The organism is Paenibacillus curdlanolyticus YK9 (genome assembly GCF_000179615.1).
GTDB classification, from domain to species: Bacteria; Bacillota; Bacilli; order Paenibacillales; family Paenibacillaceae; genus Paenibacillus_T; species Paenibacillus_T curdlanolyticus.
In genome coordinates this window covers 66,292-83,131 of record NZ_AEDD01000009.1, presented here as the reverse complement: position 1 = coordinate 83,131, position 16,840 = coordinate 66,292, and the positions used below count along the sequence as shown (strand labels likewise).

Here is a 16,840-nt window from a genome sequence, read left to right as displayed (position 1 = left end):
ATTGTTAAACGCAGTCATCGCGGTTGTCATTAGTTATTTGTTAGGATCTGTATCTTTTAGCATCGTCATTGCACGTTTAGTGAAGGGCATCGACATTAGGCAGCATGGCAGCGGCAATGCGGGGGCGACGAATACGCTGCGCGTACTTGGAAAAGGGCCGGGCATCGCGGTATTCATTCTCGATATTCTCAAAGGGGTTGCAGCTGTAGGAGTTGGCTATGCGCTTAACGGTGAATATGAGTCTTGGACGCCGGTACTATGCGGCTTGGCCGCTATCGTAGGCCATAATTGGCCGATTTGGTTCCGATTTAAAGGCGGCAAAGGAATCGCTACGACAGTTGGCGCAATTATGACGCTTGCCTTCATACCTGCCCTCATCGCAGGTCTTGTCGCAATCGCGATCATCGCAATTACGCGTTATGTTTCCGTTGGCTCGCTGTTTTTTGCAGCGCTTGTTCCAGTCGGCGTTGGTTTTATGACAGGAGCGGGACCGCTATTGTGGGCTAGCTTGTTGATTTGCGTCTTCGCATTCGTACGGCACCGGTCGAATTTGGTGAAGCTTGTACAAGGTAAAGAAAACAAGCTGGGCGCGAAGAAAGGGTAGACGAATCTAATGATGAATGAAATCCGAACGAATGGACGTAAAGCAGCAGTGCTTGTTGCAGGAAGCTGGGGGACGGCGCTGGCCGCAGTGCTATGCGATAATGGGTTTGATGTCTCCATCTGGACGAGGAATGCGCTGCAGGCAGAAGAAATGAATACGACACATACGAACAGTCGCTACTTGCCAGATTGCCCGCTTCCAAGCTCGTTGAAAGCAACAGCTGTGATGAGTGACGCGCTTGATGGCGCAGAGCTCGTATTATTTACTTCCCCATCTTCGGCGATGCGTGAGGTGGCTAAGCAGGCTGCTCCATCACTGCCGGCAAATGCACTTGTCGTTCATGCAACTAAAGGATTTGAGTCAGAGACATTGAATCGAATGACAACAGTATTGTCGGAGGAATTAGGCAGATCGGAAGATTCAATGGTCGTGCTGTCCGGCCCGAGCCATGCAGAAGAGGTTGCGCGGCGTCAGCCGACGACCGTTGTCGTGGCATCAGTGGATCAATCCTGTGCAGAGCAGGCGCAAGATGCTTTTATAAACGCTTACTTCAGAGTTTATACCAACCCGGACGTCATTGGGGTGGAGGTAGCTGGCGCGATTAAAAATATTATTGCATTAGGCGCCGGATTATCGGATGGGCTCGGCTTCGGCGACAATGCGAAAGCAGCTTTATTGACGCGCGGTCTCGCTGAAATAAGCCGGCTTGGAACGGCGATGGGGGCCAATACGCTGACGTTCGCAGGACTTGCTGGCGTGGGTGACCTTGTTGTAACGAGCACAAGCAAGCATAGTCGGAACTGGCGAGCAGGCTCAATGCTGGCCGAAGGGCTGGAGCTCGAAGAGGTGCTCTCGCGGATGGGGATGGTCGTCGAAGGCGTACGAACGACGATGGCTGCTCGCAAGCTCGCAGAACGCTACGAGGTGGAGATGCCAATCGCTGAGCAGCTTTATCAAGTGCTGTTCGAGGGATGCGCGCCAAAGACTGCGGTCGGATTGCTTATGGGGCGCGGACGGACGCATGAGAGCGAGCAAGTCGCTCAGGACTGGGGCCTACACCAAAGCTAAACGCCTCTCATATGATGCTAGCAGCGTACGATTTCGCTTAAGGAATCGGAGTTGCTGCGCATAGGGAGGAGGCGGCGAAGATGGCAGACAAGAAAAACCTGTCTAAAGACGTACTGAGTGCCGTCAACAAAAAAACGGGCAAGGCGATATCGGAATCCGAAGTGAAAAAGCTCGCTAGCGGCGTAACAGCAGAGACGATGCAGAGCGAAGCGGAGCTTAAGAAGCTGATTAAGCAGGTTTCAGCAATGGCTAAGGTTCCGGTGTCGGATCAGACGATCTCGGACATCGTTAAAGCGGTTAAAGCGAGCGGCATGAATATGTCTAACATGGAAACCATTATGAAATTAATGATGAAAAAGTGACGGCATAGCGCCGAAACACCGTTCGTGTATGACTTTCACCAAAACGGGGAAGACGAAACGGCGCCGTCCATGACGGTTCGCCGTTTCTTTTTTATTGAACAGCTGGACAATCTAAGTTGGATGACGGACGGGGGCGTGAACAGGCTTGGATCCCATGACAAAGATGTGGATTTCTTTTGTAGGAATCGGACTAATGGCATTTGCTGCTTTTTTAATATCCTTTGCGAGGTATAAGACGAAAGGCGTAGTAAGGCTGCTGCTATCGATTATTGCATTCATTTTGTTAGTCTTCGGATTTATTTATGGCGCTTTCACTGTGTTTACATAAGGGGTTTGACTACTGAGAGGTGGAGGGAAGATATTCATGCTTGAGCTGAAAGGGAGAACTAAAACGGCAGCAATCGAGCCAATAGAAGGATTTACGCTGCTTGATCTGGCACTTAAAGCTGACGTTGATTGGCAGTTCTCATGCTCGCGCGGCACTTGCGCACGCTGCCGCTGCCTCATTGAGGAAGGCGGCGATCTTCTGGGCGAAATTACGGATTCAGAATGGGACCGTCTTGAACCGGAAGAATTCGATCAAGGCTACAGGCTTGGCTGCCAAGCAACGGTGAAATCGATGGATGGTCGAATTGTAGCGATCAATAAGCCATATTTTTAGAACTCCGCCCTCGAAAGGACGTGCATGATGGTACAACTGGAGCAGTTGGAGCGGCTGGAGTTTGTAATGGGCGTTATTGCCGATGCTGTGCATGACAGCGGTGCGCGTTGGGTCATCGGGGGTAGTACGGGACTTGCGCTTCGCGGCATTGGGATTGGGCGTGCGCCTCGTGACCTGGATATCTATGCGGATTTGGATAGCGCGGTGCTGCTTCATAAGCGACTTGAGCGCTACAGCGTCGATTCGCAGCACTGGAGCGAGACGGAACGCTTTCAATCGCTGCTCAGCCATTATGTGATCGAGGGAGCGCCTGTCGAGGTCGTAGGGGGCTTCATTGTGCGTGCGCATGGCTGCAGATATGCGCTGGAGGTTGACGATTGGCTGCTCGGTCACAGTCTGGAAGTGCAGTGTAATGGGCGGAAGCTGTATGTCGTCCCTTTATCGCATGAGCTATTGTTTAACGTTCTTCGCGACCGTATCGATCGCGCTGATATAATTGTGCAAGCAGCAATAGAAAGCAAGGGAGCTGGCGAGCTGGCTGATCAGCTCATTGAGCTCTCTTCCCGCAATGAGCTTGATGAACAATTGATCGCCCCGTGGCTGCGTAAGCTGCGAGGAATAGGAGATGAACTGCGCGATGAGCGGTGAATCGGAGCTGCTTTTACAGCCTAGCGGCAAGCGTGTGAAGGTAAGGAAAGGCGCGAAGCTATTGGATGCGATACGGCGTGCAGGCGTGCATTTGCCAACGCGCTGTGATGGCAAGGCGGCTTGTATGATGTGCAAGGTTAGGGACATAAATGGATCGGGCTTGACGGCGGTTAGCGACCAAGAGCGAAGAAAGCTCGGGGGAATGCACGAACAAGGCTACCGGCTTGCTTGCCAAACTCGAATATCCGGGCCAGCGGCAGTCGAGCTGCCGGAGGACCCTTTACGCGCAGCGGTACGCAGGCAGCTGGAGCGCCAGCGGGAGGAAGAGGATCGACTATGGTAGAAGGGAAGGCTACACCTATGCGACGCATTGTTACAGCAATTATGCTGCTATTCATCATGTCATCCGTTGCCGGATGCATGTATCCGAAGGATCGACTGGTTGAAAACCAGATGCCTGCTAGAGATGCCATATTGAACACGCAGACGGTCGTTAATCAATATTTCAAGGATACGGGCATTCTGCCGATTGTAACGGCAGACGTCAGTACGCCGAAATATGAGAAATACCGTTTGGATTTCGATAAGCTGAAGAGTAAGCGCTACATATCAGATATGCCGGCATCCTCGTTCGAAGGCGGCGGGCAATATTATTATTTGATCATTAACGAGGAAACAACTAGAGATATCAAGCTCATGGATATCGCGGTGTTCCAGCAGGTTATGGATTTGCAGCGGCAAGTCGACACCTACTATGCCAGCGATGCGAAGATGATTTCGCTGAATAAGGATCAGGCGTATCCTGGCTACTACCGCATCGACTTTAAGCGGTTAGGCGTAACTGAGCCTAAGATCATCTCGATCTATTCGGGGCGCGCGCTTTCCCCGATGATTGACGAGAGAGGGCTTGTATACTTGGATTACGGCTTGGATATTGCGCAATCGGTTCAGAAGTCTGGTCAGACGCCTAAAGCGGACAGCGATTTGCGTGAGCTGCTTGTAGCGTCTTCGGATCTAGTACCGGTCAAATCACCTGTCTACAAGTGGGTGAATGGCGAGCCTCAGGCTCAGCCTTGGAGTAACGAACAGTAAGATAACGATAATCAGAGCCTTATTGCTTCACCAATGCTGCGGCTGTTGGTGGGCGATAGGGTTCTTTTTTTGTAAATATCGGCATATAACTCATTCTTGGAAGGCCGGGAGCGAATTGATAGGAGGTAGAAATGTTACGAATGAATCGTCATATTTGTCCTCGTATCGCAATAAGATGTTACTAGTCCAAAACGTTGTACGAGTAGAGTCGCTAGCCTGCCCCTCTTGACCGGTGGAGATGGCGGCGAACCGGAATTTCAATTGGGAGGGATATTGAGTGGAAAAAGTGGACATTTTTAAAGACATTGCTGAACGAACTGGCGGAGACATTTATCTCGGTGTCGTCGGCGCTGTTCGTACCGGTAAATCGACTTTCATTAAACGATTCATGGAGACGGTCGTGCTTCCCAATATAACGAATGATGCCGACCGTGTCCGGGCAATCGATGAGCTTCCACAAAGCGCAGCAGGCAAGACCATTATGACGACGGAGCCAAAATTCGTCCCGAATCAGGCAGTGAAGCTGAGAGTGGCGGAAGGACTTGAGGTTAACGTTCGTCTCGTAGATTGTGTCGGGTATGCGGTTCAGGGGGCAAAAGGCTATGAGGACGAAAACGGTCCTCGAATGATTACTACGCCATGGTTCGAGGAGCCGATTCCGTTCCAGGAAGCTGCGGAGATCGGCACTCGCAAGGTCATTCAAGAGCATTCCACATTGGGCGTGGTCGTTACGACGGACGGCAGCATCGCTGAAATTCCGCGTAACTCATACATCGAAGCAGAAGAGCGCGTAATTGGCGAGCTCAAAGAGGTCGGCAAGCCATTCGTGCTTGTGATCAATTCTACGCGTCCTCGCAGCGATGAAACCCAGCAGCTCCGCAGCGAGCTGCAGTCCAAGTATGATATTCCTGTAATGGCGCTCAGTGCGGCTACGATGGGTGAAGAAGAAGTCGTCTCCGTACTGCGTGAAGTGCTCTACGAGTTCCCGGTTCATGAAGTGAACGTGAACCTCCCAAGCTGGGTAATGGTGCTGAGCGACAACCATTGGCTGCGCGCGAACTATGAAAACTCGGTTCGTGACACGGTGAAGGATATTCGTCGTCTCCGCGATGTTGATCGGGTAGTGGCGCAGTTTATGGATTATGATTTCATTGCGCGCGCCGGCCTGAGCGGGATGAATATGGGGCAAGGCGTCGCTGAAATTGATCTGTATGCGCCAGATGAGCTGTATGATCAAATCCTGATGGAAGTCGTTGGCGTCGAGATCAGGGGCAAGGATCATCTGCTTCAGCTCATGCAGGAATTCACGCATGCCAAGCGAGAATATGATCGCTTCGCCGAAGCGCTTGAGATGGTGAAGACGACAGGCTATGGCATCGCCGCCCCTTCGCTGGCGGAGATGGCGCTCGACGAGCCTGAATTGATCCGTCAAGGATCGCGGTTCGGCGTAAGACTGAAGGCGACTGCGCCGTCGATTCACATGATTCGCGTAGACGTGGAATCGGAATTTGCGCCGATTATCGGCACAGAGAAGCAGAGCGAGGAGCTCGTACGCTATCTGATGCAAGACTTCGAGAACGATCCAATCAAAATCTGGGAGTCGGATATTTTCGGCCGATCGCTGCATTCCATCGTACGCGAAGGCATCCAAGGCAAGATCGCGATGATGCCAGACAATGCGCGTTATAAGCTGCAGGAAACGCTTGGTCGAATTATTAATGAAGGCTCAGGCGGCTTAATCGCTATCATTTTGTAAATATAACCATAAAACGTCTCCTCTCGGCTGCCGGCCGGCCGAAGGAGATGTTTTTTTGTTTCTACCGGTTGCGCAAGCGGGCGAGTGCTCGTATAATTCATCTTTGTGAGCACAAATGCGACATTATTCGACACTGTCAATATATAGAATCGATTAATTTCGACATTAAAACTATTAATTCCGATTGACATACTAGGATAAAAGAGTTATGATCATTTACATCGAAGCGTAAACTGAGGGGGACAAGCAAATGAAGAAGTGGGGAAAATCGTCATTGTTCATTTTGATTGCAGCTATCTTGCTCATCACGGCAGCATGCGGCAGCAAAACGAAAGAGGACGCGAAAGAGGAAGCGACAGGTACAGAGCAAACCGCATCGGGCAGCAGCGAAACTGCGGCATTGAAGGATAAGAAAATTGCACTTATTATGCAATTCAATACGGGAACATTCTCGGCACAATATATCGAAGGCGTGAAGGAGCAGGTTACGAAGTTCGGCGGCAAGGTGCAGGTGTTTGCTTCTGACAATGATTTGGCTAAAATGTCGGGCAACCTCGATGCAGCCATCAACCAAGGCTTCGACGGCATCCTGATCGACCATGGACAAGCAGCAGCGCTGGAAGCGGGCGTGAAACGCGCGTTGGAGAAAAACATTCCGGTCGTAGCATTTGACGCTGACCTGAAAGTGCCGGGCGTAACGGTCCTGTCGCAAGACGACCAGATGATGGCGAGCAAAACGCTCGAGCTGCTTGGGCAAGACGCCGGCGGCAAAGGCAATATCGTTAAAATTTGGGTAGCAGGCTTCGCGCCGATGGAGCGCCGCCAGGTTGCTTACAAAGCATTCCTCGACAGCAACCCGGGCATTAAGGAAATCGCAGCCTTCGGTACGGCGAACAATCCGGCGCTTGACGCACAAACGCAAATGGAAGCGATTCTGAAGCAATATCCGAACAAAGGCGACATTACGGCAGTGTGGACAGCTTGGGACGAATTTGCTAAAGGCGCTACTCGTGCGATTCAGCAAGCCGGCCGCGACGAAATTAAAGTGTACGGCATCGATATGAGCGACGAGGACCTCCAGCTTATTCAGGATCCGAAGAGCCCATGGGTTGCATCCGCAGCTGTTGATCCGAAGGATATTGGCCGCGTGCAAGTTCGTTACCTCTATCAGAAGCTTCACGGCGATAAAACAGACGATTCGGTCGTACTAGACGCCGTACTCGTGAAACGTGATGAACTGCCTAAAGAAGCTATTAATACGACGCAATTGAACGAATATATCAAAGGCTGGAGCGGCAGAACGCAAGGCTACGCCGATTGGATGAAAGAGCTCGAACAAGCGAAATAATCGGATGTAAGCCGGCCGCGGCAAGCGGCCGGTTTTTCCGCGAATGAGAGGAAGCGTGAGCGTATGAAGCAACTCGTAATGAGCGGTATCGCTAAGTCATTTTCGGGCGTTGCTGCATTGAGGGGAGTCGACTTCGACGTCAGGAGCGGCGAAGTGCACGCTTTGCTAGGCGCCAATGGCGCTGGCAAAAGTACGCTAATGAAAATCTTATCCGGCGCGTACATAAGCGACGGCGGCACGATTGCGATAGATGGCCAAACAGCGTCGATTCGCACGCCTTCCGACGCCAAGGCGCAAGGCATACATTGCGTTTACCAAGAGGTGGACACGGTGATCGTTCCGCATCTTACCGTCGCAGAAAATATTATGCTGGATCGGCTTGCCGCAGCTGGCGGTGGCTATCGATTAGTAGATTGGAAGGGGATGGCGAGAGAAGCAGCTGCAATGCTAGACCGTCTAGGCGCTTCGATTCCCGTCCGCAAGCTAGCTGGCGAGTTGACGCTAGCCGAGAAGCAGCTTGTCGTCATTGCGAGGCTACTAACTGAGCAAGCGAAATATGTTATATTCGATGAGCCGACAGCGCCCCTCAGTTTGGAAGAGGCAGAGCGATTGTTCCGCGTTATTGCAGGTTTGAAAAAAGACGGCATCGGCATCATTTTCATCTCGCATCGTTTGCCGGAGGTGTTCCGGCTTTGTGATCGAATTACAGTCATGCGAGATGGCGAAAAGGTGTTGACGACTGAGGCGTCAGCATCATCGCCAGAGGAAGTTGTTACCGCGATGCTCGGGCGTTCGCTTGAGGAAGAGTTTCCAAAGGTGGATGCGAGAATTGGCGATGTCGTGCTGCAAGTGAATGGGTTACAACTAGGGAATCGCGTACGAAATGTCAGCTTTGAAGCAAGAAGCGGCGAAATCGTGGCGATTGTCGGGCTCGTTGGCGCAGGCAAGACGGAGCTCTCTAGAGTGCTGTTTGGCGCAGATTCTCGTAACGCGGGCTCGGTCAGCGTGAGGGGCCGCGAGGTGCAGCAAGGCGACCCCGCTCTGGCTATTGCTGCCGGTATTGCGCTCGTTCCAGAGGAACGGCGTAAGCAAGGGGTGCTCGTCGGCGAAAGCGTGATGCGCAACTTAAGTCTTCCCTTCCTCAAGTCGCTATCACGGTTGGGATTTGTATCCGGGACGAGAGAAACGGATGAAGCAGAGTCGATAATCAAGCGATTAGGGATCAAAACATCGTCAAGAACGGAGCAGGTCGCGCATCTCAGCGGGGGCAATCAGCAGAAGGTGTCGATCGGCAAGTGGCTGCCAACCGGTGCTGACGTCTACTTGTTTGACGAGCCGACCAAAGGCGTTGATGTAGGGGCAAAGAGCGACATCTTCGGCATTATCGGCGAGCTCGCCCAGCAAGGAAAAACGATTCTTTACTTAACATGCGAATTTTCTGAAGCAATAGGGATAGCCGATCGCATCCTTGTGATGTGCGATGGAGCAATTGTGAAACAATTTGCGCGTGGGGAAGCTGCGCAGGAAGATCTGCTGCTTTATGCGAGCGGCGGAAGGGGAGACAACTAGTGAAAGAACGTACGCTGAACTTTATTTTCAAATATGGGGCGCTTCTCGTTATCGGAATCGTTATTTTGTTTTTCTCGCTTTGGGACGAGCACTTTTTCACGTATGCGAACTTAAGCGATATTTTACGCTCGATCTCCATCGTCACGTTCGTCGCAATCGGCGTCACGTTCTCGTTAACGGTTGACGGTTTTGATTTGTCGGTCGGTTCAACGGTGTCATTGACGACAGTTACCGCTGCGACCATCATGGTTTGGTATGAAATGCCGCTCATTGTCGTGATCGTTGTTCCGATTCTGATCGGTGCGCTTATCGGGCTGTTAAATGCACTTCTCATCGTGCGCGTGCGGATTCCTGATTTGCTTGCGACGCTGGCGGTTATGTATATTATCTCGGGTGTGCAGCGGACCTATACCAAAGGGTATTCGATCTACAACAACATGGCGATGGAGGACGGGACAACTGCGCCAGGCAAGTTTACCGACTCCTTCCTGTGGATCGGCCAAGGCAAGCTGTTGGGCATTCCTGTGCCTGTTATTCTGATGGTCATCGCGGTTGTACTCGTTCACCTGTTCTTCAAGTACACGCGCTACGGGCGCCAGATGCAAATGACGGGCGGCAACGAGGAAGCAGCAAGGCTTTCAGGCGTACGCGTGAAGAGGATTCGTACGGCCGCTTACGTCATCTCAGGCGTTTTCGCTGCGATCGGCGGCATTCTATTCGCTGCTCGCACAGGCACGGGGCAGATCGATGCAGGGGCGCCCATGCTGATGGAAGCGGTCGCGTCCGTCTTCGTCGGCTATTCGGTGCTCGGCGCTGGCCGGCCTAACGTAATCGGCACGTTCTTTGGAGCAGTGCTGATCGGCGTGCTGTTGAACGGGATGACGATGATGCATATTCCATACTACACGAATGATATCATAAAAGGCGCAGTGCTCATTTTGGCATTAGCTGTGACGTTCATTCATCTCACAAGGCGCCGCGCATAGCGGCCAACCTGCAAATTGCTGAAAATCGAACGCGGACTTGTAATTACGAAACGGCTGTATTACTATAAGTTTGTTCGCTTAGACAGGTATATTTTTGAAACAATCGGCAAAACAGATGATAATGAACCGACTCACGCTGTCATCAGGGGAGGTGAAACCATTGAACAAAACGGAACTTATTGCAAAAGTGGCCGAGCTGACGGAATTGTCGAAGAAAGATGCGACGAAAGCAGTTGACGCCGTTTTTGATGCGATCTCTGATGCCCTTCAGACTGGCGATAAAGTCCAGTTGGTAGGATTTGGGAACTTCGAAGTGCGCGAGCGCCAAGCACGTAAAGGCCGCAACCCGCAAACAGGCGAAGAAATCGAAATCGCTGCAAGCAAAATGCCTGCTTTCAAACCGGGCAAGTCGCTTAAAGACCTTTGCTCCAATTAATATCGGCTTATGGCCGCTAACGTCCGGATGGCATTCATTCGGACGTTTCTCATTGTTAGCATTTACAGGGCATACATATTGACATTTATTTATAAATAACCATTCCCGGAGCGAGGAGGCATGTAGCATGGAACAAAACCAAGGGGAATATATCGTTGTGAAGGCGAAGGATCAAGGCGTCGTGGTAATTGGCCTAACAAGAGGACTGGATACAAAATTCCATCATACGGAAAAGCTGGACCGCGGAGAAGTGCTGATTGCGCAATTCACCGACCATACGTCAGCGATCAAGATTCGCGGCAAAGCAACGATTATGACGAAGTACGGCACAGTCGATACGGATGCTTAGGCAGCCATTTAAATCACAGAACAAAGGACGCAGGCATTGCCTGCTTTTTTTATGTTCAATTGCAGCAGTGGAATGACAAGCTGATCCGAGTCGTACAATAAGAGGAGAACGAATACTAGCAGCGAAGCGCTAAGCATTGGCTGCTTGAAAGCGGGGAGCCTCTATGCGAATCGGTTTGTCACTGCTTGCCGCTGGACTAATGACGACCGCCATTACGGTGTTGCTGATTACGGTCCATCCAAGAGATGCTTCGCCTGTGATGCGGCATATTTCAATTGCATCATCCGAGGGGAGCAAACGTTTATCCAACGGCAATCTCGTCGATTTCGTCATTGCCACGCCACTCGAAACGAAGCTGAAGCGTGCAAGCTGGACAGCGCCTACGCTTTCGCTTGATTTTGTACTGGCTTCAGACCGCTCGCTCGACGATCCGACAGTCATTCAATTGATGCGTGATGTTGAGTCGGTTGTGCGGATGTCGTTTTTGCAGGCCGAGAACGTGAGCCGCGTGCTCATTCGATTTGGCGAATCGCCTCAAGCCAATGCGGAGGCGGGACTGTATGCAAGCCCATCGAGCACAGCGACTTATCGATTGTTAATGGCTGCGGATGTTCGGCGTACCGACCGTTGGATCACTGAGGAGCAAAGCAGGTGGCAAGGCATGTCGAACGCTGAATCGGATGGGCTTTGGAAAAGCCGGCTTCGATTGTCGTTTACTCCGCTGTGGGAAATGAAGCGAAATGCTGCATTCAAGGCAGGGCAGGACCACATCAGTACGCCGGATGAAGAGTAAGGCTCGTGTTAGTCTCCTTGTAGCAATATCGTGAACATAAAGCGCATGCGTAGGCGATCACGCCTGTTTGTGCTATAATAGTTTAGATAATTGGACAGCAATGCTCGACTGCTGCCTGTTCGGAGGCTTTCCCGATGACACATAACCGCATTCCTCAATTGATTCACAAATACACCGGGCATGACATGATTCAAACGTATACCGAGCTGCCGGCGTTTCCGGATTCACGGATTCGCCTACTCGTCGCGTGCATGAAGGCTAGCGGCATATCGCCCGCGAATCAGGATTTGTATGCTTCCGTCGTGTCCCTCGTACAGATGGGGCTCGATACGCACGACTTGATTGATACGCATACGGGGCACCAATCCGAAACGGAGATGCGTTCTCGACAAATCAAGGTGCTGGGCGGCGATTATTTTAGCAGCCGGTTTTATTTTTTATTAGCGCAGGCCGGGCAAGTTCAGATGATTCGAGCGTTAAGCGAAGCCGTATGCGAAGTGAATCGCATCAAGATGGATTTTTATGGAGACATGAACAAGGCTAGGCTCACGGCACACGAGTACTTGGAATACCGGATTCTCATCAGCTCGGAATTGTTCCGGGCTTTCGCGGCATTGCTTGAGGAAGAGCTGTCTCCGCAATGGAACGGTCTGCTTTCCGCTTTTTCACAATGCGAAACGGTCATGAAGGAATGGCAGAGTCTCAACGATCCCGGTTTATTTTTGAACAGCTGGACGTATTGGCATATCTGGCATACAGGTACGGAAAGCGAGCGCATTTGGCTGGGCGACTTGGTAAGCGATCAGCTGCCTGACGGTCAAGCGCTTGATGCTCTTCTTGTGAAATACAAGATCCGCAGCGTGCTGGCGGACAAGCTTCATGAACATGTGGCAAGCACGAAGGCGATGATATCGCAGCTTAACAGTAGCAGCTTGGTTGACGAGTTATCCGACATTGTAGATACTTTCGTACAGGCATTGTCAGCGCCGGCCTTGCACAGCGAGATGAGGTGACAACTATGGACGTTCAATCGAAGGAAACGCATGTACAATCCGTTTTTCAGAAAATCGCGCCTGTATACGACTTAATGAATGACTTGCTGAGCTTTCGGCGTCACAAGGCATGGCGCAAATTTACGATGAAGCAAATGAATGTCCAGCCTGGGGATACGGGCATCGATTTATGCTGCGGCACCTGTGACTGGACGATCGCAATCGCGCAAGCGAGCGGCAGCGGCCGTATCGTAGGACTCGATTTTAGCTCCAACATGCTTGAAGTAGGCAAGCAGAAAGTGCAGAAGCAGCAGTTGGACAAGCAGATTGAGCTGGTGCAGGGCAATGCAATGGAGCTGCCTTTCGCAGACAATTCGTTTGATTATGCGACGATCGGCTTCGGTTTGCGTAACGTGCCGGATTACACGCGTGTACTGCAGGAGATGGAGCGGGTAGTTAAGCCGGGCGGGAAGGTCGTATGCCTGGAGCTTTCGAAGCCGACCTGGCAGCCGTTTAAGTCGATTTATTATTTTTATTTCGAGCGGGTTCTTCCGACAATCGGAAGGCTTGTTGCCAAGAGCTATGAGCAATACAAATGGCTTCCGGAATCGCTCAAAGCATTCCCGGGCCGCGATCAACTAGCTGATATGTATCGGGAAATCGGATTGAAGGACGTTAAGGCCTTTCCGTTGACGGGCGGCATTGCTGCACTGCACATCGGCGTAAAGGGGACAGACGAGGCATGATTCGCAAAATTCGCATCTTCTTAGAAATGATCAAATTCGAGCATACCGTATTCGCGCTGCCATTCGCATTCATGGGCGCCATACTCGGCGCAATTACGACGGACGGCCGTTGGCCTTCATGGGCTGAGATCGGCTGGATCCTGCTTGCGATGGTAGGGGCTCGGACAGCGGCTATGGCATTGAATCGATTGATCGACCGAGGAATCGATGCGCTTAACCCGAGGACGGAGCAGCGTGCAATTCCAGCCGGGCTCCTTAAAGTTAGTGAAGTCGTATTTTTCATCATTGTTTCTTTTGCCGTATTGATTTACGCCTCGTCGCAACTAAATGCATTATGCGTAAAGCTGATGCCGTTGGCCGTATTCATGCTCGTCTTATACTCGTATACAAAACGGTTCACGTGGCTGTGCCACGTCGTTCTAGGGCTTACGATCGGCCTGTCGCCGCTCGGCGCATGGGTTGCGGTAACTGGGCAATTTGCTCCAGCGGCATGGGTGCTGTTTGGAACGGTCGCGCTATGGCTCGCTGGGTTTGATATTATTTATGCAACGCAAGACTTCGAATTCGATCGCAGCCAAAAGCTGCATTCGATTCCTGCCCGGTTCGGCATTCGCGGGGCGCTTTGGATTGCACGGTCCCTTCATTTTGTCACGGCGATCGGATTTATAACGTTATTTTTCATGACGGATCTAAGCTGGGCTTATCTCGTTGGAACGATCATTTCATGCATCATTTTGTTCTACCAGCATTGGCTCGTTCGCCCGAACGATTTGAGCCGTGTCCAAATTGCGTTTTTCCCAATGAACGGTACGCTTAGCGTCGTCTTATTCGCATTCACGTTCGTTGATTTGCTGGTATTCTGGCAATGGTAGGCTCTTCGTTTCATCAGCCTGCTCGACCTTCACGCTGGGTTGTTGGCATAACCGGTGCGAGCGGCTCCTTATATGGCATTCGGCTAATTGAGGTGCTGCTGCAAGCCGGCGTTTATGTTCATGTTGTCGTGACCGATGCGGGCTGGCGCGTGCTAAAGGAAGAGCTAGGCTGGGATGTTACGCGTCGACAATCTGTGTTTGAAGAACGGTTTGGCGAGCTGGCAGCAGGCGGACGGTTAACGTTTCATCCGAATGCAGACATCGGAGCATCGATCGCAAGCGGCTCGTACCGTGTCGAGGGGATGATTGTTATGCCTTGCTCGATGGGAACATTGGCCTCGCTCGCACACGGGATTTCCGACGATCTAATGACCCGAGCGGCTGACGTAATGATCAAGGAAGGGCGGAAGCTCATTCTTGTACCGCGGGAAACGCCGCTTCATGCCATTCATCTCGAGAATATGCTCACGCTGGCTAAGCTGGGTGTTAAACTCATACCGGCGATGCCGGCTTTTTATTATGGACCGCAAACCATTGCCGATCTGGTAGATTTTCTGGTCGGCAAGGTGCTCGACATGATGCCTATAGACCATAACCTCTTCAACCGATGGGGGGGAGACACCAATGACTAACGATAACATGCTTGCTGTTGGCCGCATCGATTACGCGAACGCATGGCCTCTATTCCATTATGTGAATGAAACGGCGATGGCCGAGCTGGGCGCTCGAGTCGTAGCGAAAATTCCTGCTAAGCTTAACCAGGGACTGCTAAACGGCGAATTGGCGATGTCTGCCGTATCTTCATTCGCGTATGCGCGCCACGCAGAGCAATATTTGCTGCTGCCTGACGTATCCGTTAGTTCGATTGGCAGTGTGCATTCGATTTTATTGTTCCTTAAGAAGCCGCTTGATCAGGTGCGTGAAGGCGTCATTGCGGTGACGAATGCGTCAGCAACCTCTGTTAATTTGCTGAAGGTGCTCATGTCCATTCATTTGGAAGGGGAACCTACCTATGAGACCATGGAGCCGAACCTTGACAATATGCTTGAGCACGCTGACGCCGCACTTTTAATCGGCGATCCGGCTATACACGCTTCGTGGCGCGGGACCGACCTTCAAGTGATCGACTTGGGTAAAATGTGGCATGACTTTACCGGATTAGGCATGACCTATGCGGTCGTTGCCGTTCGTAAAGAAGCCGCCGAGCACTGCCATGACACAATCGCTGCCGTCCATCAACTCATGATGGCAAGCAAACGGAACAGCCTCTTGAATCCGGAGCCGCTCGTACAGCAAGCATGCGAGGAGCTAGGAGGAGAGCCTGATTATTGGCGGATGTATTTCCGAACGCTAAAATATGATTTTGGGGAACGCCAGCAGGCTGGCCTGCGGTTATACTTGAAATATGCAGCACAGCTCGGCCTGCTCGAACGAGAGCCGGAGCTCGAATTTTTCAAATAGCTGTATCTTGCGATGCTGGTTTTGCTTGTGCAAAACCTAATTGATGCTTACGATGCTGGTTTTGCTTCGCAAAACCTTGGGGTGAACCAATGAAACTAATGGATTTGTTTGTGAAGATGAAGGGTGATCTGAACGAGATTGAAGCAGAGCTGGAACGTGCGATCACTTCTGACCACACGCTAATGACGGAAACCTCCGTCCATCTGTTGAAAGCAGGCGGGAAGCGTATTCGACCGATTTTTGTGCTGCTGTCCGGGAAGTTTGGCCAGTATCGGCTCGATGTGATGAAAAATATCGCCGTTCCGCTTGAATTGATTCATATGGCTTCGCTCGTTCATGATGATGTCATTGATAATGCTGAAACAAGGCGCGGACAACTGACGGTCAAGTCCAAATGGGATAATCGGATTGCCATGTACACGGGCGATTATATACATGGAAAAGCGCTGACGGTTGCGACGAAGCTCGATAATCCGCGCATCCATCAGATTTTGTCCAAAGCGATGGTGGAGATGTGCATCGGCGAGATGGAGCAAATCCGCGATTTTTTCAATACCGAGCAGTCTGTTCGCCAATATTTGCTCCGTATCCGCCGAAAAACCGCGCTGCTGATTGCGATTAGCTGTCAATTGGGCGCATTAGCCGCGGAAACGGACGAGAAGTATGCCAATCGCCTGTATCGTTTTGGCTATAATGTTGGGATGGCATTCCAAATTCGAGATGATGTATTGGATCTCTGCGGCACGGAAAAGCAAATTGGCAAACCTCCCGGCTCTGATATCCGGCAGGGTAACATAACGCTTCCTGTATTGCTCGCGCTGCATGATACCTCGCTTCGTCCGAAGCTGCTTCAAGAAATTGAGCGTATTCAGTCGGCGGACGGGGCAGCGGCGGATACGTCTGAGGCACTCCGGCTCATTCGCAGCAGCAATGGCATTAAGCAAGCGGAAGCGCTGGCTGATCGTTACACGCAAAAAGCTTTGACGGCGCTAGAAGGACTTCCGGATCTTGCGGCGAAAAAGAGTTTGAAGGATATCGCGCGTTTCGTCAATAAGCGCAATTATTAGAGCAGCCTTCAATAGAAAGGGGCAAACACG

21 protein-coding genes are annotated in these 16,840 nt (G+C 51.5%); all 21 read left to right on the top strand.

The window, feature by feature from the left end:
* Window position 1 precedes the first annotated feature (1 nt).
* The 21 genes from plsY to hepT all read left to right on the top strand — a co-directional run bounded on the left by plsY (window position 2) and on the right by hepT (window position 16,810).
* Window positions 2–604 carry a glycerol-3-phosphate 1-O-acyltransferase PlsY gene (gene plsY, locus PAECUDRAFT_RS16605; RefSeq protein WP_006039280.1) on the top strand — a complete coding sequence of 201 codons (603 nt, stop codon included), beginning with the start codon at window positions 2–4 and terminating at the stop codon, window positions 602–604.
* Window positions 605–613: 9 nt separating this feature from the next.
* Entirely contained in the window at window positions 614–1,672 is a 1,059-nt protein-coding gene (locus tag PAECUDRAFT_RS16600; RefSeq protein ID WP_006039279.1) for an NAD(P)H-dependent glycerol-3-phosphate dehydrogenase, read from the top strand.
* A gap of 80 nt (window positions 1,673–1,752) precedes the next feature.
* Window positions 1,753–2,034 carry a stage VI sporulation protein F gene (locus PAECUDRAFT_RS16595; protein WP_006039278.1) on the top strand — a complete coding sequence of 94 codons (282 nt, stop codon included), beginning with the start codon at window positions 1,753–1,755 and terminating at the stop codon, window positions 2,032–2,034.
* A 154-nt stretch (window positions 2,035–2,188) separates the two neighbouring features.
* Window positions 2,189–2,362, top strand: coding sequence for a DUF2768 family protein (locus PAECUDRAFT_RS16590; RefSeq protein WP_324603678.1), 174 nt, complete (start codon window positions 2,189–2,191; stop codon window positions 2,360–2,362).
* A 36-nt stretch (window positions 2,363–2,398) separates the two neighbouring features.
* Window positions 2,399–2,695, top strand: a complete 297-nt coding sequence (locus PAECUDRAFT_RS16585; protein WP_006039276.1) for a 2Fe-2S iron-sulfur cluster-binding protein — start codon at window positions 2,399–2,401, stop codon at window positions 2,693–2,695.
* A gap of 24 nt (window positions 2,696–2,719) precedes the next feature.
* The gene (locus tag PAECUDRAFT_RS16580; RefSeq protein WP_006039275.1) at window positions 2,720–3,343 is read left to right on the top strand and encodes a nucleotidyltransferase family protein; all 624 of its coding nucleotides are present in this window, start codon (window positions 2,720–2,722) and stop codon (window positions 3,341–3,343) included.
* Window positions 3,333–3,686: a 2Fe-2S iron-sulfur cluster-binding protein gene (locus PAECUDRAFT_RS16575; RefSeq protein WP_006039274.1), complete on the top strand. Its 354-nt coding sequence runs from the start codon at window positions 3,333–3,335 to the stop codon at window positions 3,684–3,686. The genes PAECUDRAFT_RS16580 and PAECUDRAFT_RS16575 overlap by 11 nt, the downstream gene beginning before the upstream one ends.
* A gap of 17 nt (window positions 3,687–3,703) precedes the next feature.
* Entirely contained in the window at window positions 3,704–4,435 is a 732-nt protein-coding gene (locus tag PAECUDRAFT_RS16570; RefSeq protein WP_040713045.1) for a hypothetical protein, read from the top strand.
* Between the two features lie 277 nt (window positions 4,436–4,712).
* The gene (gene spoIVA / locus PAECUDRAFT_RS16565) at window positions 4,713–6,191 is read left to right on the top strand and encodes a stage IV sporulation protein A (RefSeq protein ID WP_006039272.1); all 1,479 of its coding nucleotides are present in this window, start codon (window positions 4,713–4,715) and stop codon (window positions 6,189–6,191) included.
* Window positions 6,192–6,441: 250 nt separating this feature from the next.
* Window positions 6,442–7,539: a sugar ABC transporter substrate-binding protein gene (locus PAECUDRAFT_RS16560; protein ID WP_006039271.1), complete on the top strand. Its 1,098-nt coding sequence runs from the start codon at window positions 6,442–6,444 to the stop codon at window positions 7,537–7,539.
* A gap of 63 nt (window positions 7,540–7,602) precedes the next feature.
* On the top strand, window positions 7,603–9,108 hold the full coding sequence (locus PAECUDRAFT_RS16555) for a sugar ABC transporter ATP-binding protein (RefSeq protein ID WP_006039270.1): 1,506 nt from the start codon (window positions 7,603–7,605) through the stop codon (window positions 9,106–9,108).
* Window positions 9,108–10,094: an ABC transporter permease gene (locus tag PAECUDRAFT_RS16550; RefSeq protein ID WP_006039269.1), complete on the top strand. Its 987-nt coding sequence runs from the start codon at window positions 9,108–9,110 to the stop codon at window positions 10,092–10,094. Before PAECUDRAFT_RS16555 ends, PAECUDRAFT_RS16550 begins: the two co-directional genes overlap by 1 nt.
* A 160-nt stretch (window positions 10,095–10,254) precedes the next feature.
* Window positions 10,255–10,530, top strand: a complete 276-nt coding sequence (locus PAECUDRAFT_RS16545; RefSeq protein ID WP_006039268.1) for an HU family DNA-binding protein — start codon at window positions 10,255–10,257, stop codon at window positions 10,528–10,530.
* 127 nt (window positions 10,531–10,657) lie between these two features.
* Window positions 10,658–10,879, top strand: a complete 222-nt coding sequence (mtrB, locus tag PAECUDRAFT_RS16540; RefSeq protein WP_006039267.1) for a trp RNA-binding attenuation protein MtrB — start codon at window positions 10,658–10,660, stop codon at window positions 10,877–10,879.
* Between the two features lie 163 nt (window positions 10,880–11,042).
* Complete coding sequence (locus PAECUDRAFT_RS16535; RefSeq protein ID WP_006039266.1) at window positions 11,043–11,672, top strand: hypothetical protein; 630 nt, start codon at window positions 11,043–11,045, stop codon at window positions 11,670–11,672.
* A 134-nt stretch (window positions 11,673–11,806) separates the two neighbouring features.
* Window positions 11,807–12,685 carry a heptaprenyl diphosphate synthase component 1 gene (locus tag PAECUDRAFT_RS16530; RefSeq protein WP_006039265.1) on the top strand — a complete coding sequence of 293 codons (879 nt, stop codon included), beginning with the start codon at window positions 11,807–11,809 and terminating at the stop codon, window positions 12,683–12,685.
* A 5-nt stretch (window positions 12,686–12,690) separates the two neighbouring features.
* Window positions 12,691–13,410, top strand: a complete 720-nt coding sequence (locus tag PAECUDRAFT_RS16525) for a demethylmenaquinone methyltransferase (RefSeq protein WP_006039264.1) — start codon at window positions 12,691–12,693, stop codon at window positions 13,408–13,410.
* The gene (locus PAECUDRAFT_RS16520) at window positions 13,407–14,282 is read left to right on the top strand and encodes a UbiA-like polyprenyltransferase (protein ID WP_006039263.1); all 876 of its coding nucleotides are present in this window, start codon (window positions 13,407–13,409) and stop codon (window positions 14,280–14,282) included. The genes PAECUDRAFT_RS16525 and PAECUDRAFT_RS16520 overlap by 4 nt, the downstream gene beginning before the upstream one ends.
* Window positions 14,276–14,914 (top strand): UbiX family flavin prenyltransferase, encoded by a 639-nt coding sequence (locus tag PAECUDRAFT_RS16515; protein ID WP_006039262.1) that lies wholly within the window; start codon window positions 14,276–14,278, stop codon window positions 14,912–14,914. Before PAECUDRAFT_RS16520 ends, PAECUDRAFT_RS16515 begins: the two co-directional genes overlap by 7 nt.
* Entirely contained in the window at window positions 14,907–15,743 is an 837-nt protein-coding gene (locus tag PAECUDRAFT_RS16510) for a menaquinone biosynthesis protein (RefSeq protein WP_006039261.1), read from the top strand. The genes PAECUDRAFT_RS16515 and PAECUDRAFT_RS16510 overlap by 8 nt, the downstream gene beginning before the upstream one ends.
* A gap of 89 nt (window positions 15,744–15,832) precedes the next feature.
* Window positions 15,833–16,810 (top strand): heptaprenyl diphosphate synthase component II, encoded by a 978-nt coding sequence (gene hepT, locus PAECUDRAFT_RS16505; protein WP_006039260.1) that lies wholly within the window; start codon window positions 15,833–15,835, stop codon window positions 16,808–16,810.
* Window positions 16,811–16,840: the final 30 nt, after the last annotated feature.

What these genes read in the sequence shown, in the direction of transcription:
- PAECUDRAFT_RS16600 (WP_006039279.1), top strand. Translation starts at nt 614, where the DNA reads ATGATGAATGAAATCCGAACGAATGGACGTAAAGCAGCAGTGCTTGTT.
- PAECUDRAFT_RS16595 (WP_006039278.1), top strand. Translation starts at nt 1,753, where the DNA reads ATGGCAGACAAGAAAAACCTGTCTAAAGACGTACTGAGTGCCGTCAAC.
- PAECUDRAFT_RS16590 (WP_324603678.1), top strand. Translation starts at nt 2,189, where the DNA reads ATGACAAAGATGTGGATTTCTTTTGTAGGAATCGGACTAATGGCATTT.
- PAECUDRAFT_RS16585 (WP_006039276.1), top strand. Translation starts at nt 2,399, where the DNA reads ATGCTTGAGCTGAAAGGGAGAACTAAAACGGCAGCAATCGAGCCAATA.
- PAECUDRAFT_RS16580 (WP_006039275.1), top strand. Translation starts at nt 2,720, where the DNA reads ATGATGGTACAACTGGAGCAGTTGGAGCGGCTGGAGTTTGTAATGGGC.
- PAECUDRAFT_RS16575 (WP_006039274.1), top strand. Translation starts at nt 3,333, where the DNA reads ATGAGCGGTGAATCGGAGCTGCTTTTACAGCCTAGCGGCAAGCGTGTG.
- PAECUDRAFT_RS16570 (WP_040713045.1), top strand. Translation starts at nt 3,704, where the DNA reads ATGCGACGCATTGTTACAGCAATTATGCTGCTATTCATCATGTCATCC.
- PAECUDRAFT_RS16560 (WP_006039271.1), top strand. Translation starts at nt 6,442, where the DNA reads ATGAAGAAGTGGGGAAAATCGTCATTGTTCATTTTGATTGCAGCTATC.
- PAECUDRAFT_RS16555 (WP_006039270.1), top strand. Translation starts at nt 7,603, where the DNA reads ATGAAGCAACTCGTAATGAGCGGTATCGCTAAGTCATTTTCGGGCGTT.
- mtrB (WP_006039267.1), top strand. Translation starts at nt 10,658, where the DNA reads ATGGAACAAAACCAAGGGGAATATATCGTTGTGAAGGCGAAGGATCAA.
- PAECUDRAFT_RS16535 (WP_006039266.1), top strand. Translation starts at nt 11,043, where the DNA reads ATGCGAATCGGTTTGTCACTGCTTGCCGCTGGACTAATGACGACCGCC.
- PAECUDRAFT_RS16530 (WP_006039265.1), top strand. Translation starts at nt 11,807, where the DNA reads ATGACACATAACCGCATTCCTCAATTGATTCACAAATACACCGGGCAT.
- PAECUDRAFT_RS16525 (WP_006039264.1), top strand. Translation starts at nt 12,691, where the DNA reads ATGGACGTTCAATCGAAGGAAACGCATGTACAATCCGTTTTTCAGAAA.
- PAECUDRAFT_RS16520 (WP_006039263.1), top strand. Translation starts at nt 13,407, where the DNA reads ATGATTCGCAAAATTCGCATCTTCTTAGAAATGATCAAATTCGAGCAT.
- PAECUDRAFT_RS16515 (WP_006039262.1), top strand. Translation starts at nt 14,276, where the DNA reads ATGGTAGGCTCTTCGTTTCATCAGCCTGCTCGACCTTCACGCTGGGTT.
- PAECUDRAFT_RS16510 (WP_006039261.1), top strand. Translation starts at nt 14,907, where the DNA reads ATGACTAACGATAACATGCTTGCTGTTGGCCGCATCGATTACGCGAAC.
- hepT (WP_006039260.1), top strand. Translation starts at nt 15,833, where the DNA reads ATGAAACTAATGGATTTGTTTGTGAAGATGAAGGGTGATCTGAACGAG.